The sequence below is a fragment of the Enterococcus sp. AZ109 genome (assembly GCF_051714625.1).
In the GTDB taxonomy this organism is placed as follows: Bacteria; Bacillota; Bacilli; order Lactobacillales; family Enterococcaceae; genus Enterococcus_A.
This window is the reverse complement of the sequence record NZ_JBIOSF010000002.1, coordinates 678,445-701,725: the sequence shown is the minus strand read 5'-3', so window position 1 is coordinate 701,725 and position 23,281 is coordinate 678,445. Positions and strand designations below refer to the sequence as shown.

20 protein-coding genes and 1 other annotated feature are annotated in these 23,281 nt (G+C 41.8%); of the genes, 12 read left to right on the top strand and 8 right to left on the bottom strand.

Annotation, left to right across the window (positions count from 1 at the left end; all coding sequences use genetic code 11):
* Positions 1 to 52: 52 nt before the first annotated feature.
* Positions 53 to 2,089: an FAD-dependent oxidoreductase gene (locus IGI42_RS19990; RefSeq protein ID WP_438717793.1), complete on the bottom strand. Its 2,037-nt coding sequence runs from the start codon at positions 2,087 to 2,089 to the stop codon at positions 53 to 55.
* A 169-nt stretch (positions 2,090 to 2,258) separates the two neighbouring features.
* On the opposite strand from IGI42_RS19990, the gene IGI42_RS19985 reads away from it, so the two are divergent.
* The 6 genes from IGI42_RS19985 (at position 2,259) to IGI42_RS19960 (ending at position 9,375) form a co-directional block, all read left to right on the top strand.
* Positions 2,259 to 3,230 (top strand): helix-turn-helix transcriptional regulator, encoded by a 972-nt coding sequence (locus IGI42_RS19985; protein WP_438717792.1) that lies wholly within the window; start codon positions 2,259 to 2,261, stop codon positions 3,228 to 3,230.
* 309 nt (positions 3,231 to 3,539) lie between these two features.
* Positions 3,540 to 4,424 (top strand): 4-hydroxy-tetrahydrodipicolinate synthase, encoded by an 885-nt coding sequence (dapA, locus tag IGI42_RS19980; RefSeq protein WP_438717791.1) that lies wholly within the window; start codon positions 3,540 to 3,542, stop codon positions 4,422 to 4,424.
* Position 4,425: 1 nt separating this feature from the next.
* Positions 4,426 to 5,181 (top strand): 4-hydroxy-tetrahydrodipicolinate reductase, encoded by a 756-nt coding sequence (gene dapB, locus IGI42_RS19975; RefSeq protein ID WP_438717790.1) that lies wholly within the window; start codon positions 4,426 to 4,428, stop codon positions 5,179 to 5,181.
* 13 nt (positions 5,182 to 5,194) lie between these two features.
* Positions 5,195 to 5,908 (top strand): 2,3,4,5-tetrahydropyridine-2,6-dicarboxylate N-acetyltransferase, encoded by a 714-nt coding sequence (dapD, locus tag IGI42_RS19970; RefSeq protein ID WP_438717789.1) that lies wholly within the window; start codon positions 5,195 to 5,197, stop codon positions 5,906 to 5,908.
* A gap of 384 nt (positions 5,909 to 6,292) precedes the next feature.
* Positions 6,293 to 7,978, top strand: a complete 1,686-nt coding sequence (locus tag IGI42_RS19965; RefSeq protein ID WP_438715232.1) for a transposase — start codon at positions 6,293 to 6,295, stop codon at positions 7,976 to 7,978.
* A gap of 194 nt (positions 7,979 to 8,172) precedes the next feature.
* Positions 8,173 to 9,375 (top strand): glycosyltransferase, encoded by a 1,203-nt coding sequence (locus tag IGI42_RS19960; RefSeq protein WP_438717788.1) that lies wholly within the window; start codon positions 8,173 to 8,175, stop codon positions 9,373 to 9,375.
* Positions 9,376 to 9,398: 23 nt separating this feature from the next.
* On the opposite strand, the gene glpK is transcribed toward IGI42_RS19960, so the two are convergent.
* A complete protein-coding gene (glpK, locus tag IGI42_RS19955; protein ID WP_438717787.1) occupies positions 9,399 to 10,904 on the bottom strand; it encodes a glycerol kinase GlpK in 1,506 nt (501 codons plus the stop codon).
* Between the two features lie 191 nt (positions 10,905 to 11,095).
* Between glpK and IGI42_RS19950 the strand changes: the two genes are divergently transcribed.
* The gene (locus IGI42_RS19950; RefSeq protein WP_438717786.1) at positions 11,096 to 12,271 is read left to right on the top strand and encodes an AI-2E family transporter; all 1,176 of its coding nucleotides are present in this window, start codon (positions 11,096 to 11,098) and stop codon (positions 12,269 to 12,271) included.
* Positions 12,272 to 12,355: 84 nt separating this feature from the next.
* Positions 12,356 to 12,535 carry a hypothetical protein gene (locus IGI42_RS19945; protein WP_438717785.1) on the top strand — a complete coding sequence of 60 codons (180 nt, stop codon included), beginning with the start codon at positions 12,356 to 12,358 and terminating at the stop codon, positions 12,533 to 12,535.
* Positions 12,536 to 12,583: 48 nt separating this feature from the next.
* On the opposite strand, the gene trhA is transcribed toward IGI42_RS19945, so the two are convergent.
* The 6 genes from trhA to IGI42_RS19915 all read right to left on the bottom strand — a co-directional run bounded on the left by trhA (position 12,584) and on the right by IGI42_RS19915 (position 17,077).
* On the bottom strand, positions 12,584 to 13,222 hold the full coding sequence (gene trhA / locus IGI42_RS19940) for a PAQR family membrane homeostasis protein TrhA (protein ID WP_438717784.1): 639 nt from the start codon (positions 13,220 to 13,222) through the stop codon (positions 12,584 to 12,586).
* A gap of 85 nt (positions 13,223 to 13,307) precedes the next feature.
* A complete protein-coding gene (locus IGI42_RS19935) occupies positions 13,308 to 13,607 on the bottom strand; it encodes a hypothetical protein (protein ID WP_438717783.1) in 300 nt (99 codons plus the stop codon).
* Between the two features lie 167 nt (positions 13,608 to 13,774).
* A complete protein-coding gene (locus tag IGI42_RS19930; protein WP_438717782.1) occupies positions 13,775 to 14,554 on the bottom strand; it encodes a carbon-nitrogen family hydrolase in 780 nt (259 codons plus the stop codon).
* A 4-nt stretch (positions 14,555 to 14,558) separates the two neighbouring features.
* A complete protein-coding gene (locus tag IGI42_RS19925) occupies positions 14,559 to 15,221 on the bottom strand; it encodes a methionine ABC transporter permease (RefSeq protein WP_438717781.1) in 663 nt (220 codons plus the stop codon).
* Complete coding sequence (locus IGI42_RS19920; RefSeq protein WP_438717780.1) at positions 15,221 to 16,234, bottom strand: methionine ABC transporter ATP-binding protein; 1,014 nt, start codon at positions 16,232 to 16,234, stop codon at positions 15,221 to 15,223. The genes IGI42_RS19925 and IGI42_RS19920 overlap by 1 nt, the downstream gene beginning before the upstream one ends.
* 18 nt (positions 16,235 to 16,252) lie before the next feature.
* Positions 16,253 to 17,077, bottom strand: coding sequence for a MetQ/NlpA family ABC transporter substrate-binding protein (locus IGI42_RS19915; protein WP_438717779.1), 825 nt, complete (start codon positions 17,075 to 17,077; stop codon positions 16,253 to 16,255).
* 90 nt (positions 17,078 to 17,167) lie between these two features.
* Positions 17,168 to 17,404 (bottom strand) — a binding site (T-box leader).
* Between the two features lie 137 nt (positions 17,405 to 17,541).
* On the opposite strand from IGI42_RS19915, the gene IGI42_RS19910 reads away from it, so the two are divergent.
* The 4 genes from IGI42_RS19910 (at position 17,542) to IGI42_RS19895 (ending at position 23,213) form a co-directional block, all read left to right on the top strand.
* The gene (locus IGI42_RS19910) at positions 17,542 to 18,609 is read left to right on the top strand and encodes an iron-containing alcohol dehydrogenase family protein (protein WP_438717778.1); all 1,068 of its coding nucleotides are present in this window, start codon (positions 17,542 to 17,544) and stop codon (positions 18,607 to 18,609) included.
* Between the two features lie 1,507 nt (positions 18,610 to 20,116).
* Positions 20,117 to 20,965 carry a ParA family protein gene (locus IGI42_RS19905; protein ID WP_438717777.1) on the top strand — a complete coding sequence of 283 codons (849 nt, stop codon included), beginning with the start codon at positions 20,117 to 20,119 and terminating at the stop codon, positions 20,963 to 20,965.
* A gap of 12 nt (positions 20,966 to 20,977) precedes the next feature.
* Positions 20,978 to 21,538 carry a hypothetical protein gene (locus tag IGI42_RS19900; protein ID WP_438717776.1) on the top strand — a complete coding sequence of 187 codons (561 nt, stop codon included), beginning with the start codon at positions 20,978 to 20,980 and terminating at the stop codon, positions 21,536 to 21,538.
* 634 nt (positions 21,539 to 22,172) lie between these two features.
* Positions 22,173 to 23,213, top strand: coding sequence for a replication initiator protein A (locus IGI42_RS19895; protein WP_438717775.1), 1,041 nt, complete (start codon positions 22,173 to 22,175; stop codon positions 23,211 to 23,213).
* The last annotated feature ends 68 nt before the right edge of the window (positions 23,214 to 23,281 follow it).

Genomic DNA, 23,281 nt, shown 5'->3' with positions numbered 1-23,281 from the left:
GAGTATTCCCTTCTTCACTCGCTAATTTATCTGATTTTCTTCTATAATATTACTACACCTTCATCGCCACTTCATAAGCCGCCCAAATTGCATCCATCACGTTGGTCGGTTTCTTAGCATCACCAATCAAATACACGTTGTCTCCTTTGATGGCTTGATACAAATTGTCATCTGGCAGATAGCCTACTGAAACCACTATGTCATCGGCAGGAATTTCATGAACCTTCGGCATACCCTGTACACCTAGAGCAAACATGTGTTGTGCCCGATTCGCCACGTTCGGATAGTTCTTAATCGTTTCTGTTATATAGGCCTTGCTGTCTTCGAATTTATCTACCACTGCATTCTTAATCACGGTTACATTGTAGTAATCCAATAACTCCATCAGCATGTTGTAGTTGGCTGCTGACAAGCCGAAAGCGTTGATGATGGTTTCGCTTGCTTCCACGATGGTCACTTTTTTACCTTTACGAGCTAGATCATAGGCAATTTCACAGCCAGTCAGCCCTCCACCAACCACTACGACATTTTCGCCGGTAATTTCTTTGTTCTTCAAGGCATCAATAGCATAGGTTACGTGTTCACTGTCGAATCCTGGTGTTTCCAGTTTTCTTTCGCTAGCACCAGTCGCTACGAAAATTTCATCGTAGCCTTTTGTCATAGCTTCGGTTACTTCGGTGTTCATTTGTATATTGATGCCTAAATCAATCATTTGTTTCTTGTACCATTCTAGCAGTGCTCGGTCATCTTCTTTGAAATCTGGCGTAGCAGCTGCCACAAACACGCCACCTAATTCGTCGGTTTTCTCCATCAGGTCGACCTTGTGACCACGGAGCGCTGCCACACGAGCAGCTTCCATACCGCCGATGCCACCACCAACTACCAATACTTTTTTCGCCGTTTCAGCTGGTGTCAAGGCGTAGCTCTTTTCCCGTCCGCAGGCTGGATTCACTGCACAGGAAATATCTTTACCTTGGAAAATCCGGCCTAGACAGCCTTGATGACAATAAATACAAGGTCGAACATCTGCCAAACGGCCCTCCGCAAATTTATTAGCAATCTCAGGATCAGCCAACAAGGGGCGCCCCATTCCCATCATATCCAGTTTGCCTTCAGCAATCACTTTGTCTGCCAACTCAGGATCATCAAAACGGCCGGCACAGACAATCGGAATATTTACCACCTCTTTTAGCTTCATTACATCGTCCAAGTTGCAGGCTTTTGGCATGTACATTGGCGGGTGTGCCCAGAACCAAGAATCGTAGCTGCCGTTGTCACAATTCAGCATGTCATAGCCGAACTCTTCCAATTTCTTAGCTACCACCCAAGATTCTTCATAATCCCGGCCTTTTTCTTCAAACGTTTCTCCGGGAAGTGCGCCGCGGTTGAAGTCCTTCACATAGCTTTTCACACTGTAGCGCATAGAAACTGGGAAATCGGCACCGCATTTTTCCTTGATGGCTTCCACAATTTCTTTGATAATCCGCAGGCGATTTTCCAAAGAACCGCCGTATTCATCGGTTCGACGGTTGAAGAAAGAAATGACAAATTGATCCAGCAAATAACCTTCGTGGACGGCGTGAATCTCCACCCCATCACCACCAGCATCCTGTACTAGTTTGGCACCTTCGGCAAAGTTCTTCACATACTGGTGGATTTCCTCTTTGGTCATACCAATGTCGATCTTAGTTGGGTCCCAGACATTTTGAATTGGTGCTGGTGCTGGTGTAATCCCAGTCAGTCCATGATTTGCCCGTCCGGTTAACGCCGTCAACTGAACGAACACTTTTCCGCCTGCTTCATGTACGCCGTCCATCAAATACTTCATGTCTCTTACATAGCCTTCCGGGTTGCTCAAAATACAAAAGCCCATATTGTCTACTACCGGCATCAAGCCAGTAATGATCAAACCGGTGCCGCCTTTGACCCGTTCAATATAATAATCTGCGCCATCTTTAGTGTAAGCAATCGTCTCCATACTTAGCAATCGCGGTGAGAACACCCCCATTGGCATCATGGCAATCCGGTTGGGCACTTCTACTGGTCCGATCTTCAACGGTGAAAATAATGCTTGATACTTTGTTTCCATACAGCTTCCTCCTCTTAAAAATGTTCTTAAGACAATTCATTCCAGCATGGTAAAAACGCTTGTGAAAACCCTATCAATCGTTATACTTAAAGTATACGTAGTCAGCTAGAAAAAACTATCACTTTCACGCCGCGGCAATATAAGAATCACGCGAGAGGAGCAAAGATCCATGACCCATCATTATCAGCGCTTTTCTAGGGCGCAGGATTACTCAGACGGACTGGCTCATTTAAATTTTCGCTATACCATACAAAGTCATCAAACCGACAGCCTAACCATTTCTCATATTCATCAGCTGGACAATACGGTTTTAACTTACAGTGTCGTCAATCGTTCGCAAGGTATTTTCACCCGGGTTCCAAATACTTCCCATGATTACTTGGGCTTACGCTTTATTCGCTATGGACACGAAATCCATGCTAGTCAAAATAACCGCACCGTACTGTCGGACTACACAATTGGCATTTTTGATCTAAATACCATCAGTACCTATGACCGCCTGCGACCTACAGAAAGCCTTAATTTGTTTATTGAAAAAAACGGCCACAATCGTAACCTGCTTGGCCCAGCCGATGCTAGTAATGTGCTCGATGCTTCACAAGGTTTAGGGCGCTTTTTGCTGGAGAGTTTTTTTACCTTTGAAGAGCAGTTTCACGCTGCTTCCCAAGATGAAAACAAATTGATCTTGCACCATTTGATCAGCTTGTTAACCGAATGGGTCTTACAAACAACACCACCTTCAGATGATAACCAATTGTTAAATCAGGCGGCTGACTACATTCGGTCCTATTTGTGGGACACTACTTTATCAATTGAACGAACTGCTCGTTTCTGCCAAACCTCCGTCCGTACGCTGCAAAAAGCCTTTTACTTGGCTGATTTATCCTTTAGCCACTATGTAAAAGATGCTCGGTTAGCGTTAGCTGCTGTGAAACTTTTTCAAACCAATCAACCGGCCACTTCGATTGCTTTTCAGTGCGGCTTTAATAACTCTGCTTATTTTAGCAAATGCTTTAAAGAGAAGTATCATTTATCGCCAGTACAATACCGCAAAAAAGTACAAAAACTGGTGGATTTATCAACGATAAAGGTAAATGATTGTCCTTTGGTGCAGGAAATACAGCAAAATTTTACAATTTGAAAGAATTTTCTAGAAATTTCCAAATATTTTTCATTGAAGAAGGCTGAAGCTGTGAATTCAGTGTCGGCCTTTAGATCATTTGACCTCTGCAGTAACTTCCAACGACTTCTCGGAGGACGTCCTAAAAGTCTGCATAAATAAAGCTTTTCATTGGGAATTTCTGTTTTTTTATTCAAATAAGAAAAAAGGATTAGAAAACAAATAGACATGTTCTAATGATTTGGTATATAATTCGAATAATTAAAGGATTAGCTTTCAATTTTTAAGCTTTACTAATCCTTTTAAATCACACACAAAGGAGTGTTTTATTTGAGCATCTTTGAAGGTACAGCAGTCGCGTTAGTTACACCCATGAAAGAAGACGGGGCGGTTGATTATAAGCGATTAGACGAACTCGTTGAATGGCAAATTGAACAAGGTACAGATGCTATCGTAGCGTGCGGAACCACTGGTGAAGCTTCTACTTTGGCCAATCATGAACATATTAGCGTCATCGAAGCAGTAGTCAAGAAGGCAGCCGGCCGCGTGCCGATTATTGCCGGGACTGGTGTTAATGACACCAACCATGCGATCGAATTATCCACAGGCGCTGAAAGTGTCGGAGCCGATGCTTTATTAATCGTGACTCCTTATTACAACAAAGCTTCAGATACTGGATTATTCTTGCATTATGAGAAAATCGCTCAAAGTGTGAAATTACCAATCATCTTGTACTCCGTGCAATCACGGACAAATATGAATCTAACAGCTGCATTAGTGGAAAAATTGATTACTATTCCAAATATTGTGGGAATCAAAGAAGCTAGCAGTGATATTTCACAGGTTGCAGACATTTGTCGTTTGGCATCTGATGACTTTACTGTTTATTCAGGCAACGATGACCAAGTCTTACCATTAATGGCTTTAGGCGGCAAAGGTGTTATTTCTACCATTGCTAACATCGCACCAAAACAAACCCACGAGTTGACACAAGCGGTTTTAGATGGTAATTATGATTTGGCTCGCGAAATGCAGTTGGCGCAATTGCCGCTGATTCACGCCTTATTCTGTGAAGTTAACCCGATTCCGGTTAAAACTGCTGTGGGACTTTTAGGCAAAATCGATCCAAACTTCCGTCTACCATTAAGTGCCGCACAGCCAGAAACGGTTGAGCGCCTGAAAAAAGAAATGGCCGCTTACGGGTTGGAGGTTTAAAATGCTAAAAGTTATTTTGAACGGTGCCAATGGCCGCATGGGACGCGTGTTGCAGGAGATGATCGCTAATGACGCTGAAATGGTGGTTGCTGCTGGAATTGACCGAGAGGAATTTTCCGCCGATTTTCCAACGTTTCAAAGCATGGCAGATTGTGATGTAGCAGCGGATGTCGTCATCGACTTCTCCCATTACACTGCGACACCCGCTGTTTTAGACTATTGTGTCGAAAAACAACTGCCAGTGGTGGTTGCCACAACTGGTTTAGAGGAAGATACCAAAAAACGGCTTTTAGCAGCCAGCGAAAAAACGGCCGTCTTCTTTTCGGCTAACATGTCAATTGGCATTAATTTACTAGCCAAAGCGATTCGTGAAATCACGCCGTTATTGGAAGACGACTTTAATGTGGAAATCATTGAAAAACACCACAACCAGAAAAAGGATTCCCCTAGCGGAACAGCCTTATTGCTGGCAGATGCTGTTAATGATGCGGTAAAAGAAAAGAAAACCTATATCTACGGCCGTCACGGCAACGATTTAAGCAATCCCTTGTCTGAACTAGGCATTCATGCGGTTCGCGGCGGAACTATCCCTGGCGAGCACACTGTGTTGTATGCTGGACCAGACGAAATCATCGAACTAAATCATTTGGCTCTTTCCCGTAATATATTCGCTAACGGTGCGGTGAAGGCAGCAAAATATGTCAGCCAGAAATCTGCTGGTTTATATGACATGGAACAATTAATTGACGAAAAATAGAAAGAGGAAGACAATGACCCACGAGAACTTAACCGACCCATATGAAATTGCGAAATTTATTAAAAACGCAGAAAAAATGACCCCGATTAAAGCCTATGTACAAGGTGATTTGGCCGGCGTCAAAAGCGATAAAGTAAAAATTTTCGGTCAAGGTCACGCTTGGATCTGGATTGGTAATGCCCCTGAAGTAACTGCTTTATTGGAAGAACAGCAAGATAGAATCACCGAAAGCTACATTGAAAACGACCGCCGCAATTCAGCGGTGCCGATGCTGGATATCACGACGGTTAATGCCCGCATTGAACCTGGCGCATTAATTCGTGATCGGGTAGAAATCGGCGACAGCTCCGTCATCATGATGGGTGCCATCATTAACATCGGTGCTTCAGTTGGTGAAGGTACCATGATCGACATGGGGGCGATTTTAGGCGCCCGGGCGACCGTTGGAAAACATGCCCACATTGGTGCTGGTGCAGTGTTAGCCGGCGTTTTAGAGCCGCCTAGTGCTACACCTGTGATCATCGAAGACAACGTACTAGTTGGTGCCAACGCCGTCGTGTTAGAAGGCGTTCGTGTCGGAAAAGATGCCGTTGTTGCTGCCGGTGCTATCGTCACGGAAGACGTGCCTGCCGGTGCAGTTGTGGCCGGTTCACCAGCCCGTGTTATCAAAATGAAGGACGAAAAAACGGCCGGGAAAACCGAATTTTTAGACGACCTTCGCAAATAAATACCACGTGCGCATCTTCTTAGAGGATGCGCATTTTTTCTAAGAAAGGCTTCGCAAACTCGTTCAGCTTTAGAGCACCGTGAAGGTACTGTGTTCCACTTCAATGCGGCTTACGCAATCGTTGTGTCTCACAGCAATAAGACTAAAATTTGGAGAAACTGCCAAGAAACAAAGCGATCGTAGGAGCTGATGCTGATTGGTACCTACTTGATGCTCCTCAAGTTTCGCTTAGTGCTGACATAGCTCCTTAATGCGGTAGTGAATTTTCTGCAAAAATTCACTTTATTCTCGTACGCATACCATGATTCACACCCCAAAAGTAAAGATGCGACGCTTCCTAACGTAGTATAATAGAGCTAAGAAATGTAGACAGGGGGCTTCATCATGGCTTTTAGACTAAATTCTTCACAACAACTCTCGTTAAATGATCGATTCCAACAAGCACCCGAGCGGACACAGAAGTTCGTCCTTAAATCTTGGGCCAAGGGATTCGGAGATATTGTTTTTCCTGCCATTTGCGAAGAACGTTTTGCCGTTTTGTATAGTTCAGATCCTGCTTCTTGTCCTAACACACCCGTCAATATTTTAGTTGGCTCATTGTTGTTAAAAGAATTACTACAAATGACGGATGAAGAATTGCTGGAAGCCATTGTTTGTGGCGACCTGCGCTTTCAATACGCGCTGCACACTACTAGTTTTGACGAACAGCCAGTTAGTAAAAATAGTTTCAATCGTTTCCGAAATCGCCTGTATCTTCACCTATTAGAAACCGGCGAAGATTTACTCCAACAAGAAATGGAAGCACTCGCCGAAGTCTTTCTTCAATTTCTTGAGATTGAACCAACAATGAAACGAATGGACAGTCTGATGGTTTCCGCCAATTGTCGCAGAATGTCTCGTCTAGAATTAATGTATCGATGCGTACAAAACCTTGTCAAAGCCATCGAATCTATGAGCGATAGGGATTGTCCAAAAGACCAAATGCACTATCTTGATCCTACCGATGCCAATCAAGTCTTTTACCATGATACTGATCGAGACACCCCGGAAAAACTAGACCAGTTGATTCAAGACGCGGTCTCGTTAAAAGAAGAATTAAACGAAAACTATCACCAGTTACCCGATTACCAACTGTTGTGTCAGGTTCTTGAAGAACAAACTTTCACAGATGATGCTGGTCAAACACAACAAAAACCAGGTCAAGAAATTACGGCATCAAGTATCCAAAATCCTTATGATCCAGAGGCCACCTATCGAAAAAAAGCTGGCAAGCATCATTTTGGCTACGTAGGAAATGTCGTGGAAACTGTTGGTGATAACGGCTCTATCATTTCCCAATATGACTATGCGCGTAATATCAAAGGTGATCAGATCTTTTGTAAAGAAGTTCTAGAGAAACTCGGAGAGGTTCAACAGCGCACAACGCTTATTTCTGACGGAGCATTTGGTAGTGTTCACAATCAACAACAAGCTTCAAAACAAAACATCTGGTTTGTCCCAACAAATCTCTCGGGCCTTCTCCCAGACACGATAAAAGGAGAATTCCAAATCAATGAAGACGGGACAATGTGTTGTCCAGCTGGGCACCTATCCTACAAAAGAAGTTTCCATAAAGACCATAAAGTTTATTGCGGTTGGTTTGATAAAGCGACCTGTGAAGCTTGCCCGCTCTTGGAAACCTGTAAACCAAAATTGCAAAAACAAGCAGCTACAGTAAGACTAACAAAAGAAAAGATTTCACGAGCGCAACATCTAAAATTTATGGAAAGCGAAGAGTTTCAAAAACTCGCTCACTTTAGAAATGGTATTGAAGGTGTTCCGTCGATTTTGCGTCGTCGTTATCATGTAGACCAGATACCCGTCAGGGGATTCTTGCGCACAAAAATCTGGTTTTCATTTAAGATAGGTGCCATTAACATAAAAAATTTGATAAAAGGAATAACGGATAAGGAAAAACCAGCTCTTTTAGAATCATCTTATAGAATGAAGAATTTTTCCCAGCTCTTTATCACGTTTGTCGGATATATCCCCAAACTGATAAGGTTACAAAAACCGACTTTTGGGGCGTGAATCATACCATTCCACTAAGTGGTTTAAATCTGATACTCGTTAAGCTTTAATTATCTGATAAACCAGCTTTTTTGAACTGTCAAAAGTGGAACTGGCAAGTTAGTTTGTGAAGCCGGACATTATCGACAGGATCGTAATAACATTTTCAATTGTGAAAAATTTATACTTCCCATACTGTCAAAAAGGAGCCTACCATGTTCAACCAAACCATCGTCTTTACCCCGGCTACCTTTAATCTAGCCGAAACTACTCGCATGATCGAAGTGGCCAAAGAGCTGCGAACCTCCTGCAATTGCCAGTTTTTCGGTTTTTCCACTACTCATGCAGCTTTGATTACCAAGAACGGCTTTCCTTTTACTTTGCTGGCGCCGGTTTTGACTAAGGAACAGGAAAGACAAATCATTGCGTTGGACCAGATGAAAGGTATCACGAATCCTTTTACTACTGAGTTAGTTGCCGCAAGAGTAAAAAGCGAGCTGGACTTTTTACAGAAGCAAAGACCCAAAGTTGTGATTACCGGAACCAACGTCACGATTTTTCTCAGTGCCCGCATCGCCAAAATCCCGCTAGTCTACGTGAAGCCTTATGCCCTGTCACGACCGCAGCTGGAAAACGATGCCCAAACACTTATCGATGCATTGATGAGCAAAATCACCTGGAAACCGAAAGCCTTTCGTAAAGTAGCAAAAAACTATCAGCTGACCTTGCCTAAATACAGCATTGAACTGTTAGATGGTGACGAAAATCTGATCACCACCTTTCGCGACTTCACTAACTGGCAGAGTTATCCCGCCAATTATCACAATATCGGACCGGTTTTCGCTCAGTTGGCAGATTCGTTGCCGCCTGATTTAGAGGCAACTTTAAAAGTGGCTCAGCAAAACCAACAGCCCATCGTTTATTTTGCTTTAGGCAGTTCCGGTAATCCGCAACTGGCCCGCAACATTTTGGCGGTCTTGCAGGACACAGATTTCCTGGTGCTGGCACCGATTAAACAATACTTGTCAGATGAAGAAATCGCCGATTACCAAGGTTCCTTGATCCGTATAACCGATTTACTGCCTGCTCCTTTGCTGGCGCCTTACTTGAGTTTTTCGATTATTCACGGCGGCGAAGGGACAGTACAAACGGCCTGTATTTCCGGTAAACCTTTTATCGGCTATGGCCTCCAGCAAGAACAAACCATGAATCTCAAATACTGCGAAGCCTATGGTAATGCCATTCGATTGAGAGCGAAGCCTTTTTCTGCCAAAGCTTTGATGCAGACGATCACAGCGATTCAAACGGCAGGCTATCAAGAAAAGGCGGCTAAATTAGCGGAAGACTTCCACGGAGATGGCGGGAAGAATGCTGCGAGGTTTATCGAGAAAAAATACCTAAAAAAGCTAGTTAAGTGAAAATCACTTAACTAGCTACTTTGTTACCTTTTCGGCTGATGTTTATATTGCATAGTTGCCTGAACAGCTTCCTGCCAGCCTTTATACAAATCATCTGTCCGTTCTTGCGGCATATCTGGTTCGAAACGTTTGCCGTCTTCTTTGAATTTCTTGATTTCATCAATGTCTTTCCAGTAGCCCACTGCTAAACCAGCCAAGTAAGCCACACCTAAGGCAGTTGTTTCTAAAAATGGTGCCCGTTCTACTGGTGTTTGCAGAATGTCTGCCTGGAATTGCATTAATAGATCATTTTTCGAAGCGCCGCCATCTACCAGCAATAATTTAATGTCGGTGCCTGAATCTTTCGACATCGTTCTTACTACATCGGTTGTTTGATACGCCAGAGACTCTAAGGTTGCCCGGATAAAGTGCTCTTTCGTCGTTCCCCGGGTTAAGCCGAAGATCGCGCCCCGAGCTTCTTGATCCCAATATGGTGCACCCAAGCCAGTAAAGGCTGGAACCATATACACATCGCCGCTGTCTTCCACTTTTTTCGCATAGTTTTCAGATTCTGGTGCGGTCTTAAACATGCGCAAACCATCTCGCAGCCATTGAATCGCAGAACCAGCCACGAAAATACTACCTTCTAACGCATACGTGATTTTGCCGTCAATGCCGTAACCAATGGTGGTTAGCAAGCCATTTTCAGATAAGATTGGCTCTTCACCAGCATTCATCACGATAAAGGCGCCAGTACCGTAAGTGTTCTTAACCATACCTTTTTCAAACGCCAACTGCCCAACTAAAGCTGCCTGTTGATCCCCGGCCATTCCGCCGATCGGTACATTGTTGCCATAGAAATGATAATCTTCAGTGTAGCCATAAATTTCTGAGTTTGATTTTACTTCCGGTAGCATTTCTTTCGGAATATCCAACAAGCCTAGAATTTCATCGTCCCATTCTAGTTTGTAAATGTTGTAAAGCATGGTCCGGCTGGCATTGGTGTAATCGGTTACGTGCACCTTGCCCCCTGTCAGCTTCCAAACTAGCCAAGTATCAATGGTACCGAATAACAGCTCGCCGTTTCTTGCCCGTTCTCTTGAGCCTTCTACTTTATCCAAAATGAATTTCGCCTTCGTAGCAGAGAAATAAGAATCAATCAATAGTCCGGTTTTCTTTTGGATCATTTCTGAATGACCCGCATCTTTTAACTCATCGGCAATGTAACTCGTTTGTTTGGATTGCCAGACAATCGCTGGATAAATCGGCAATCCGGTTTCTTTCTCCCAAATAACTGTTGTTTCCCGTTGATTGGTAATCCCAATCCCGGCAATTTGATCCGGCTTCAATGCGCCTTCAATCAAAGCACCAGCAATCACCGATTGAATCGAGTTCCAAATCTCATTTGCATCATGCTCCACCCAGCCTGGTTGAGGAAAATACTGCTTAAACTCTTTTTGCGATGAAGCTACCTCTTTACCGGCTTTGTCAAAAATGATGGCACGTGATGAAGTGGTCCCCTGGTCAATCGACATAATGTAAGAATTCATACGTTCAGCTCCTTTTTATGATATAAGTAAAGCACAAAACTACTACTTAAATATACCACAAATAAAACCGCTTTCAATCTGTAGTAGTTTTTCTTGGATTCTGAAAACCAAATGAAATTTTCAAATGTACACCCCTTAATTATTTCGTTATACTGTAGAGGACCTACTATAAAAGAAAACGAGGTGTTCATGTGAAAAATGATTCAAAGTCTCCGTTAATTAATTTTTTTGGTGGGAAGACTTCCTACTATTTAATCGGTTTGGTGGCTCTCTTGTCTGTCACCATTTATCTATTGAATAAAATCTCTTTTATTTTCCATCCTGCTGTAGTGATTTTTTCAACCGTTCTGCCGCCCTTGGTTTTTGCTTTATTGTTGTATTATCTATTTAATCCAATTGTCAATTTTCTCAGTAAGAAAGGTCTGTCACGTGGGTTGAGTATCGGTTTGAGTTATGTTGTGATTCTGGGAGCACTAGTGATTGGCGGTTTTCAGCTAGTACCGGTGATTGAGCGGCAAGCCGTCGACCTGTTTAATCAGTTACCGGGATTCTTCAATGATTTTCAGCAAACAATCCAAAGCTTTTTAGACGATACACCTTTTGCGGCCCAATCTGATGAAGCGATGGCGTCCATTGATAATATTGTCAAAGATTTCAGCAGCTTTATCGTCAACAACTGGCAAAAAGGTGCCCAAGGCATTGGGACGATTTTTTCAGCAGTATCCAGTGTAGCAATTACTATATTCACCGGACCAATCGTCGCTTTTTTCTTAATCAAGAATCCGCAAAAACTGTACCAAGCTTTTATGGCGATCGTGCCGCCTCGATTTCGCCATGATGTCCAAGAACTAACCAAGGTTGCTAATCAACAGCTGGGGGCCTTCTTAAAAGGACAGGTTATCGCTTCTCTGCTATTAGGGGCTATTTATTGGGTTGTCTTTTTGGTGATTGGTTTAGAGTTTGCGACAGTGATTGCGATAGCGGCTGGGATTTTAAGTATTATTCCCTATATCGGTGCCTTTCTCGCCTTCTTTCCTGGACTGTTCATCGCCTTTCAGGATTCTTCCTTTATGGTCTTGAAATTTGTCATTGCTTGGTTCGCCGTGCAAATGCTTCATGGCGATCTAGTCGTGCCACGAGTCATGGGAGACCGTTTAAAAATTCATCCGGTAACAATCCTGATCGTTTTACTTGTGATGGGAGATTTATTAGGTTTAGTGGGTGTCATTTTCGGAATTCCTATTTATTCCATGATTAAGCTCTTGGTAGTCTTCACCTTCCGCAAATTCAAACAACGCTACAATAAATATTTTGGTCAAAATGGTACTTACGAAAACACTGACTTTTCCGAGAAGGATTATCTGTAGAAACTTTTCTTCAAGCTCAATCTTTGTAATTTTTAAACAGAAGTGCTAGTTTAGAGATAGAAGAAGAAATGGAGTGAAGGAATTATGGAAAAATTCTTAAACAGTAAATTAATTGAAGCAAAAAAAGAAGTGGAACGCTTGGAAGATCATCGCAGCGAAAGCTTAGGCAATTCAATTAACTATATTGAAAATGAAATTCAAATCCAACGTTTATATGCTCAAATCGAAGCGTACGAAATTGCTTTAAAAGAAGCTAGTAAATAAGCAAACAAAAATCCGCATTCTCTGCGGATTTTTGTTTGCTCTTTTCATTTAATAAAGGTAAACCACAAAAAACATTAACAAGGCTCCTAGGATAACAAACAAATGCCATATAACATGAGTGAATTTCTTGCTTTTCATACTATAGAATAACGAACCAACCGAATATGAAAGTCCTCCTCCGACCAATAAAAGTATACCTTTAATCCCAACACTTTGGTATAAAGCCGGTAAAGCAATCACCACTGCCCAGCCCATCACGTTGTACAAAATCGTCGACATTTTCGAAACACTGCTTTGTTTAGTTAAAGTCAAGCTCTTGTATATAATACCAGCGACAGCTGCCGACCAGATCACTACCAAGAGTACAATCCCCAAGGTTCCCTTAATCCGCAATAAGCAAAATGGTGTATAGGTTCCAGCAATCAGCAGAAAGATCGAACAATGGTCAAACACTTGGAAAATCTTCCGCGCCTTGGTAAAAATCAAGCTATGATACAAAGTGGAGGCGAAAAATAGTACAAACAAGCATATGCCATAAATGGTAAAAGAGACATAATCAAGTCTAGTAGTAGCCTTCTCTAATAAAAAGGTAAACCCTATTAAACTTAAAATCGCTGCAATCCCATGTGTTACAGCATTCAATACTTCATTTGCAATTAGATATCTGCGACTAAACTCTGCATTCATATACTTCACCTCATATTTATTATTAACAACAGCATATCATGATTATCAAAATAATTCAATCTAGTTGTTACAACTAGATGAAAAGTTAACCAATAATAATGCCCTCTTCCACTAAGCGATAGCCATAAATTAGCTGATCCTCACTGTTTTTCAAGTAAAGAGAGGCTTCTTTATGATCATTTAATATCTCCACCAGCTGAATTACTGTTAGCGGCGGTTGCTTAGCCTCATATTTGATTTCGATTTTATTATCTGTTGCTACCACAACTAGATGATTTGTTTGTTTCTCATCGATTACTGCATAGACATAAGTAAAAGACGACAGCATATTTAAACTACCGGTTGCGTCAACTTGTAACGCCGTCAATAAATCTTTCCCGCGCATTTTTATCCACCCCTGTTGTTACTCAATTCACTTTATTATACCGCTTTCTTCTATAAAAGCTAAAAATTCCTCTTAGGTTCACTCCAAAAGCTTACAACCATTTACCTCGTTGTGCTTATCAGGAGCACTTGCTATTCTCTTGGCAATAAAAAAAGACCCTCTCAGGTCTAGTAAAGCTCTGGTCGGCGATCGTGAAACACCGGAATTTCTTTGCGAACCGCTGGAATTTCTGCTAGATCAATCGTCACCGAGTCCGTATGCTCTTTCTCATCCAGCTCCAGCAAAATTTCTCCTAAAGGATTCACCACAAGCGAATGACCGCCAAACTGATTGTCAGGATCTGATCCTACCCTGTTCACACCCACCACAAAGGCTTGGTTCTCAATCGCCCGCGCCTGCAGGAGTCTGCGCCAAGCGTCAATTCGCACCGTAGGCCATTGAGCCGGCACTACAAACAGCTGGGTCCCCAGTTCACTGGCTTGCTTGCGAAACCATTCAGGAAAGCGCAGGTCGTAGCAAATTACCGGCGAAACTACTGTATCCACAATTTCCACTGCCAACGGCTGATCTCCAGCCGTCAAAAACTGCTCTTCCTTCATTAAACGAAACAAATGAACTTTGTCATAGCTGCCTAGAAGCTCACCAGATGGCCCATAGACGTAAGTAGTGTTGTAATACTCCGATCCCTGTCTGCGAGCAACTGAGCCCCCTACAAGGTAAATCTGGTGCTTCTTAGCCAGTCCAGCGAGAAAGCGTTGTGTTTCCTGTCCATCCACATCGGCAATCTCGGTTAAACGGGTCAAATCATAGCCGGTATTCCACATCTCCGGCAAAACCACTAAACTGTGTGGAACCAGCTCGGCTGTTTCACAGGACTGTTCCACATGAAACATGTTTTTTGCTGGTGCTCCAAAATGGATATCCAGCTGCAGCAAGGTTATTCGCATATTATTAACTCCGATCTAAACTCTTAGCAACGAAATTCCCAATCGATTGCACAATTTGCACTAAGATAATTAATATCAGAATTGTACCATACATTACCCCCGGCTCGTTGCGCAAAAAGCCATACTGATAGGCAATACTTCCAAGACCGCCGGCACCGACTAAGCCAGCCATCGCCGTTGCTCCAATCAAACCGATCATGGCAATCGTCAATCCGCGGATAATGCCGCCGCGAGCTTCCCGCAGCAAGACTGTCTTAATGATGTTGAAGTTGCTGATGCCCATTGATTGATACGCCTCAATTACCCCGCCATCCACTTCCAGCAGCGATGTTTCCACTAAGCGAGCCAGATATGGCGCCGTGTAGACAATCAGCGGCAGCAGCACGCCACGCACACCTATCGTGGTACCCATAATAAACTTAGTAACCGGCAAAATCAGAAACAGCATGATGATAAAAGGTAACGACCGCAATATATTAATCAGCCAGTTAGAAATCGAATAAACCGCTGGACTGTTGTTCAAGCCGCCTGGCCGGGTCAACACCAGCAGCACCCCTAAAGGAATCCCGACGATGATGGAGATTCCCAGGCCAATTACTACCATGATTAAGGTCTGGCCCAAGCCTTCTAAAATGACGGACCCCCATTGTTCAAAAAATTGTGCCATTATTGGACCTCCTCAATAAAAATTCCTTGGGATGCGATGTATTCCTTCGCTCCCTGGTAGTCGCTTTCGCTGCCCCCTGCCAATTGCACCAACAGCTGACCGTGCCGCTGATCCTTCAAGTAGCTGATATTGCCGCTTAAAATGTTGGGAGTCAACGGATAATCCTTCGCCACCCGAGCAAGTACCGGTTCCGTCGCCTCATCGCCGATAAACTGCAAATGCAGCAGACGCCCGGTCTTCTTGTAATCATTTAAGACTTCCACCGGCACATCATAATTCTCGTTTGCTCCGATAAATCGTTTCGTGGTCGCCTTTTTAGGTTGGGTAAAGACTTGAATCACGGGGCCTTCTTCGATGATTTCCCCTTCCTCCATCACAGCTACCCGATCGCAAATCCGCTGCACCACATCAATCTCATGGGTAATCAAGAAAATCGTGATACCCAGCTCCTGATTAATCGTCAGCAACAGCTCCAGAATCGATTCCGTTGTTTCCGGGTCCAAGGCACTGGTGGCCTCATCAGAGAGCAGAATCTCCGGCTCATGGGCCAAGGCCCGGGCAATTGCTACCCGTTGCCGCTGGCCGCCAGATAATTGGGCCGGATAGTTGTCCTTGCGGTCCATTAAGCCCACCAAGGTCAAGTATTTCTCCACCCGCTGTTTGATTTCCGCTTCTGGCACCCCTTCTAAGGTTAACGGCTTAGCGATATTCTCATAGACCGTCGCCGTGGAAAGCAAGTTGTAGCCTTGGAAGATCATCCCGATTTTCCGCCGTGCCAATAATAATTCCTTTTTAGTTAGCTCGTTTAAATTCCGCTGATTGATCCAAACCTCGCCGGTAGTTGGCGGTTCTAAGAAGTTCACCATGCGGATCAAGGTGGATTTTCCGGCCCCAGAATAACCTACCACCCCGAAGATCTCGCCTTTTTTAATCGTCAAATTGACTTCCTTCACGGCTTCGATGGTTTTATTTTTTTGCTGATAGGTTTTCGTCACTTGCTTTAGTTCAATCATCTGCTGCTCTCCTCACTCTTAAAAGGCTGGTACTACCGAACCTTTGTATTTCTCTTCAATAAATTTCTTGGTTTCGTCGGAATGGTAATACTTCTCGATTTCCTTCACCACTTCATCGTCTTTATTGCTGCTGCGAACCACGAAGACATTGGGGTAAGGATTGTCCACTAGAGGTTCATTGTAAATCGCGTCGTCATTAATGGTTAAACCAGCGCTGAAGGCAAAGTTAGTGTTGATCACTGCTGCTGTTAGTTCCCCCAGCTGTGAAGGTATCTGGGAGGCTTCTAATTCTACGATTTCGATATCTTTCGGATTGTCCTCCACATCATTTTTGGTTGCCTGAACTGCCACACCATCTTTAAGGGTGATCACGCCAGCTTCCTCCAACAGCTTCAACGCCCGATATTCATTGGTCGGGTCATTCGGCACGCCCACCTTATCACCGCTCTTCAGTTCATCTAAGTCCTTAATCTGTTCAGAATACGCCCCTAACGGAAAGGCCACCGTTTCAAATACCTGTTCAATTTCGTAGCCCTTGTCTTCCACCTGCTGATCCAAGAAAGGAATCGTTTGGTAGCTGTTAGCATCCAAATCACCATCGTTTAGCGCTGTGTTTGGTGTATTGTAGTCATCAAAATTCTTGATATTGATGGTCAAGCCGTCCGCTTCCGCTTGTTTAGCTACCTCTTCTAAAATCTCCTGATGAGGGCCCGAGGTTACGCCGACGGTTACACTTTCTGTGTCCAATGTTTCTGACTGAGCATTGTTGCCGCATCCTGCAAATAATAGTGTCGCCGCTGCGATCGTTCCTAATAAAAGTGCTTGTTTTCCATGTTTTTTCATCAATAATTCCTCCGTTTTTTAGCAAGCGCCGCTTACTATTTTCTTACCAAAAGCAAAAAAAGCTCGTCCTTTTCCACTCTAATGAGTCAGAAAAAGGACGAGCTTACCCGCGTTACCACCTTTGTTCGCACCAGCCTCGCAGCTGAATGCCTTAACTAGTACGTGTTCATACTAGAGCGTGTCTAACGAGCGCTACCCCGTTGGTGCCTACGTATCGACACCACCGTTCAGAGACCATTTTCTAAATGCTTCCACATGCCTGGCTCTCACCTGCCCAGACTCTCTTTGATGCTTCATCACTTGTACTTTTCTCTTCATCACGTTTTTAGCTTTTTGATATGCTACGTATATTACTCATCTTTTTTTCATCTGTCAACCACTTTGTTCATTTTTTTCACAGTTGACTTTAATAATAGAAAAGCTTAGACTAATCTCAATTTAAAAAACAAGGAGCTGACCACTGAATGAATTTAGCAACAGAAGTTCGTCCCGGCGCGAATCGCTACGCCGTTGGACAAAATATTTTACAGGATTTACCACAATACTTAGAACCTTTCGGAAAAGTAGCCGTAGTTACAGGAACAATTTCTTATCAAATTTTTTCTGATTACTATAAGAAAGACCTAGAATACCCGGTTTTCCGCTACAATGGTAGCGCCAGTCGCGAAGATGCCCAACGCATTGCTGACGAAATTGGCGAAGCAGATGTTATCTTAGCTATTGGCGGCGGACGTGTGTTAGATACTGGTAAAATGGTGGCTGAAGTGATGAATATTGACGCAATTATGGTCCCTACTTTGATCTCAAACTGTGCACCATTTACTCCAATCGTAGCGGTTTACCATCCTGACAGAACCTTCCGTGAAATGGGCTATATGAAAAAGGCCCCTTATTTAACATTAGTGGACTATGACTTCCTATTAGCTACACCAAAGGACTATTTCGTCGCTGGAATCGGTGATACCGTGGCAAAATGGTACGAAATCAAAGGGATTACTGAGCAATTGCCAGCTGATGAAAAGACAGCTTATATTCGCCTAGGAATCGCCAGTGCTAAAGTTATTCTGGACATTCTATTAGAAGATTCTATTCAAGGAATCAAAGACTTAGAAAACAAACAAATTACCCCGGCTTTTGGCCGCGTTGCCGATGCAATCGTTGGCTTAGCTGGTGAAACAGGTGGATTTGCTGCCGCATATGGCCGTTCTGCTGGAGCTCATGCGGTTCACGATGGTCTTTCTTACTTAGAATCCACTCATGATCAGCTGCATGGTAATAAAGTTGCTTACGGTATCCTAGTTCAACTGGCTCATACCAATGAAATTGATGAAATCAAGAAGCTACAGGAGTTTTATCAAGCAACTGGCCTGCCAACTAAGCTTTCACAGCTAAACGTGACTGCTACTGACGCAGATTCATTGAAACCTTGTACCGATCACGCAGCCTGTGCTGAAGAAACCTTCAACATGATTGATGCAGACATCACTGCAGAACAGGTCTACCAAGCGATTCAAGTCGTAGAATCATTATAAAGTTTACCGTAAACATTTAAAGTTAACTTCAAACCTATTAGAGTTTACCTCTAATAGGTTTTTTATTTGCTCAATAAAACCCATGATAGCAATCTTTTTTCGAATAATTAATAAAGGTAAACCTTTTTTATTGAGGTTTACTTTTATTAATAGTAGTTTACTTCAAATCAACAAAACCCTGCATGCAGCGTATACCGTAAACTCGTACGACGTTTAGAGGTAAACTTTTTAATATTAAGGTTTATCTCTAATAGATTTCCCTATTTTCACCACGAACCCTATTACAGCACGCATTCTACAAGACTTAATAAAAGTAAACCTTTTTTGTTGAGGTTTACTTTTATTTAATAGCAGTTTACTTCAAATCAATGAACGATTCTATACGCCAATAAGCTGATACACTATGCGCTATTTAAAGGTAAACTTTATATATTGAGGTATACCATAAAGCAAATGCTAATTATAGTTTACTTCAAATAAACACTATGGATATAGTATTCTCAGACTAATAATCTATCTCATTCCATCAATAGAAGTAAACTTTATTCTATCATAATTGCAGTTTACCTTTAAATAACTACTTGATAACCCTATTGAAAAAGGTTTACCTTAATATATAAAGTAAACCTTTTCAGTATCAATATTTGAAGTTAACTTCATAGTTATCCTTGCTATATCAGCCTTTTGATTTAAAGTATACTTTTTAAGTTACTTTATAAAGTTTACCTATAAACCTAATAGCCTCGAACAACAACATTAAAAGTAAACTGCAACTAATAAAGGTTTACCCTGCACGAAATCTTCTAATTGAGTATACCTTAAATAATCGTTGATTTATCAGTATTTACAGCAAAAGTAAACCGTATTAAGGTTTATTATAAAGTATACTTTATTGTCTATAGAGTTTACTTTATATATTCAGTTATGAAGTATACCGCAAAACTTATTGTTGATCTGCAGCCTCAAAGCGCTTCTTTCTATTAAGTAAACCGTATAGGTCATCTTAATCATTTAAGTAAACTCTAAACAATTTATTTAAAGTATACTTTCAAGCGCATGGTTGTAGAGTCAATACAAGTCTAAGGTTTACTTTAAACACAAATAATAGATATCTTAGCTATTTGCAGTTTACTTTTTTCATTAGAAAACAAAATAATGTATACTTCTTATATGAATGAAGTTTACCTCATATATCTAAAGGTTTACTTTTTTATATGACAAAGACTATAATAGAAGTAATAATATATTGATAAAGTATACCTTAATAAATAACAAGTAAACCTCTTTAGTATTTAAAGTACACTTTATAAAATTAATAAGGTAAACTTCTTTTGCTAAATAATAAAGTTTACCTCAATGAATCAGATTCTTCCTGCACCTCCAGAACAGAATTGGTTTACTTTAACTAATTGAAGTTTACTTTTTTTATTATAGTAAACCGTATTGCCTTTTGCTCAGATTTATAGTAAACTTTAAAAGAGTCTCACACAAGATAGGGGAGTAGTATATGCCAGAAAAGAAAGCCCAGACATATGTCGTCGGAAACTTTAAAGGTGGGGTAGGTAAATCAACCACTGTACAAATGCTGTCTTTTGAGAGTGCCTTCAGAAAGAATCGCAAAACATTGGTTATCGACTTGGACCCACAGGGGAATACCAGCGATGTCTTATCCATTACCGCCGAAAACTTTGGGAACAGTGATTTACCAGACGAATTTGATTCGACCATTTGGGAAGCGGTCCGTACCGGTGACATTTCCAGTTCTATCTATAATATTATGCCTAATCTGGATCTGATCCCGGCAAACATTTCATTTTCAGATTTTCCCGATTATATGATCTCGATGTTTCCAAATGACAAGCTGTCCCAGTTCCAGTACATGGACAAGCTGATTTCACCGCTAAAATCGGTTTACGATGTCATTTACATTGATGTACCCCCGACAATTAGTACGTATTCCAATGCTGCGATGTACGTAGCCGAGTATGTAATTGTCATTCTGCAAACCCAGGTTAAATCCCTTAAGGGTGCGCAAAACTACATTGATTACATGAATTTCTTCATTGATCAGTACCAAACAGAGTTAGAAGTCGTTGGGATCATTCCGTTTATGATGCAAAAGCGTGACTCTGTCGACCAAGAAATCTATGAAGCTGCAAAAGGAATCTATGGCAATCACTTGCTGAACACCGTCGTTTTGAATCAAAGCCGGTTGAAACGCTATGATGGTTCTGGGATTACTTACGATATCAATAAAAATGGCAAGGTGGAGCAGTGGGATAACCGTGCTCATGAGGTTTTTGTGCATATTTTGGACGAGATTGATGAACATCGCTACTTATTATCAGGCGAATAGGGGAGACGTTAAATGGCGAAAAAGATGAAGCTAGACTCGCTTTTGACGGCGAACAAGAAGAATAAGGGCATTGAGAAGATGTCAGAATACTCCAATCAGGAACAAATCGAGAAACCTTTAGCCAAACCCAGTTCCAAGGACTTACTGGCCAATGCGCCGATCCAAAAAGTTCCTACTAAAAAGCCTGAAAACACGATTGATCGCAGCCATTTCTTTGAAACGCCGAAGTATCAAGTCCCGCAGTCCACACCGACCATTGCATCTGAAGAGGAAGTGGGGAAGAGGGGACGTAAAAGGCAGTACTACGATCCACGTTTGAAGGCGTTAGAGATGCAAAAAATTTCGGCTCGCACCAAAATTCGCATTCAGAACCTGATTAATGCTAAGTTTGATGGGTTTACCCCAGATAAAATGTTCGATTGGTTGTATGAATACTATATTGAGAAAGAACTGTCAAAAGATGACCGCGATTTCTTGAATCATGTAGAAGAAACGGCGATGGAAGAGTACAAAGAGAAGCCGAAATATCAGAAATTATTCGCAGAATTAGAAAACGATGAGAAAAAGAATTAAAAAAAGTAAACTCTAATCATCTTTACCCGATGATTTGGGGTTTACTTTTTTCTTTGCTTATATATATTAAAGTTTACTTTTTTAACGGAGGGATCATTGATTAAGGTTTACTTTTGATGTGCTGTGGATAACTCTTACCTGTGGATATCTTTTTTTAAAACCAACTGTTCTCAAAGGGTTTTTCCACACTCAACAGCTGCCCCTTACTTCATCTACTTCAATTTAGGTTTACCTTTATACAAGCTTAAATTTTATTTTCGGTAAACTTATATAAAGTTATCTCTAGTATTAAAGTAAACCATAAATCACTTCGTAACTTTTATAAAAGTTAACCTCAAAAAAAGATGTCAACAAATCGCTTTACAACGCGCTTTTTATCCATTATTCTAATACATGTAAACAATAAACGAAAAAAAGAGTCTAAAGATTTGGCGATCTTTAAACTCCCAAGGTTTGAGCTAATTTTGGCGAATTAGCATGTCACATATAAATTTAGCAACCGGTTAGAAAAATTGGCGTTTAACTAACCTCTATTTAGTATACTATAAAATCACTGTTTTCTCAATCATTTATAGTGTGACGGCTCTCAAATCCTTAAGATTTTTTTCGATTTAAAATCCAAGGAGCGATTGGCATGTCTTTTAACACAATGACTGTGAATAATTTGCCTAACGGGAATTATTTACCTATTGATTTGAATCTTATCAACAACCCTAAATACGAAAATCTTTCGATTGAAGCAATGATGCTGCATGCGTTATACACAATGCGCATGACTTGCAGCATTTACAACAGTCAGCAGGATGGCAGCTGGCTGGACGAAAAGGGCCTTCCCTATATCTATTTTTCCAATGATGAAGCCGCAGAATTATTAAGAGTTTCTGAGCGAAAAATTACAAACTTGAGAAACCGCTTGGCAGAGCAAGGTTTAATCAAGGTGTTTCGTCATGGTTTGAAAAACTACCGGATTTATGTGGCAAATCCTGAAGCCCCAGCAGAAAATGTAGCTGTGAAACTAGCCTTTAAAAACTATACAACCAGTAAAAAGGTTCTACCTGCAACGGAAAAAACAGCCGCAGCACTTTCAGAATCACGAGACGCAAATTCTGCGGACACGCAGACGCAAAATTTACCGACAAGTACACAAAAACAGCTAGTAAATAAACCAACAAATAAAACAAGTGCAACAGAAAGCGGTGCTCATCAGGTGAGTTATCCACAGGTGGATAAAGAATCAGCCCTAATTGCCGGGCTGCAGTCGCGTTATGCCCAATTAATTCCAAACGTGGCTTTTCAACGCTTCCTGCCGTTTTGCGATGGCAAGTATGACAAAGCTAAGTGGTTTGTAGACACCATTTTTAAAGCTAAATATGTCAGCAATCAGCAGTTTCTAAAGGCTGGACTACCTGCTGAAACGGAAGTTTTAACCTTTGAGGAAAATCAGTATTACAAAAATGGCTTAGCAGATGCTATAGCTAAGGCTATGGAACAAATGTACCGCTTTAACAAAGTTCGGAATCCAGAGGCCTTCTTCTTTGCCTTCATGCGAGGCTATTTTACCGAGAAAACCCGGCAGTATTTGTTGGATCACTATGAGCTGACTCCTGAACTGGAAAAGACACTTTCTGGGGTAAAACACGTCTTTAGTAAAGAAAAATTTAATAAAATCGGGTAAAATGAACTAAAAAATCCGATATATCGCTCGTAAAAGGGCCAAGCTCTGCTATAATGTAGCAGAGTCTA

Bases quoted from the DNA above. Each gene is read 5' to 3' on its own strand.
- trhA (WP_438717784.1), bottom strand. From the start codon at position 13,222: ATGAATGCAGAGTTTAGTCGCAGATATCTAATTGCAAATGAAGTATTG.
- IGI42_RS19985 (WP_438717792.1), top strand. From the start codon at position 2,259: ATGACCCATCATTATCAGCGCTTTTCTAGGGCGCAGGATTACTCAGAC.
- IGI42_RS19910 (WP_438717778.1), top strand. From the start codon at position 17,542: ATGAATTTAGCAACAGAAGTTCGTCCCGGCGCGAATCGCTACGCCGTT.
- glpK (WP_438717787.1), bottom strand. From the start codon at position 10,904: ATGAATTCTTACATTATGTCGATTGACCAGGGGACCACTTCATCACGT.
- dapD (WP_438717789.1), top strand. From the start codon at position 5,195: ATGACCCACGAGAACTTAACCGACCCATATGAAATTGCGAAATTTATT.
- IGI42_RS19960 (WP_438717788.1), top strand. From the start codon at position 8,173: ATGTTCAACCAAACCATCGTCTTTACCCCGGCTACCTTTAATCTAGCC.
- IGI42_RS19925 (WP_438717781.1), bottom strand. From the start codon at position 15,221: ATGGCACAATTTTTTGAACAATGGGGGTCCGTCATTTTAGAAGGCTTG.
- IGI42_RS19965 (WP_438715232.1), top strand. From the start codon at position 6,293: ATGGCTTTTAGACTAAATTCTTCACAACAACTCTCGTTAAATGATCGA.
- IGI42_RS19930 (WP_438717782.1), bottom strand. From the start codon at position 14,554: ATGCGAATAACCTTGCTGCAGCTGGATATCCATTTTGGAGCACCAGCA.
- dapB (WP_438717790.1), top strand. From the start codon at position 4,426: ATGCTAAAAGTTATTTTGAACGGTGCCAATGGCCGCATGGGACGCGTG.
- IGI42_RS19905 (WP_438717777.1), top strand. From the start codon at position 20,117: ATGCCAGAAAAGAAAGCCCAGACATATGTCGTCGGAAACTTTAAAGGT.
- IGI42_RS19990 (WP_438717793.1), bottom strand. From the start codon at position 2,089: ATGGAAACAAAGTATCAAGCATTATTTTCACCGTTGAAGATCGGACCA.
- IGI42_RS19920 (WP_438717780.1), bottom strand. From the start codon at position 16,234: ATGATTGAACTAAAGCAAGTGACGAAAACCTATCAGCAAAAAAATAAA.
- IGI42_RS19895 (WP_438717775.1), top strand. From the start codon at position 22,173: ATGTCTTTTAACACAATGACTGTGAATAATTTGCCTAACGGGAATTAT.
- IGI42_RS19915 (WP_438717779.1), bottom strand. From the start codon at position 17,077: ATGAAAAAACATGGAAAACAAGCACTTTTATTAGGAACGATCGCAGCG.
- IGI42_RS19900 (WP_438717776.1), top strand. From the start codon at position 20,978: ATGGCGAAAAAGATGAAGCTAGACTCGCTTTTGACGGCGAACAAGAAG.
- IGI42_RS19945 (WP_438717785.1), top strand. From the start codon at position 12,356: ATGGAAAAATTCTTAAACAGTAAATTAATTGAAGCAAAAAAAGAAGTG.
- IGI42_RS19935 (WP_438717783.1), bottom strand. From the start codon at position 13,607: ATGCGCGGGAAAGATTTATTGACGGCGTTACAAGTTGACGCAACCGGT.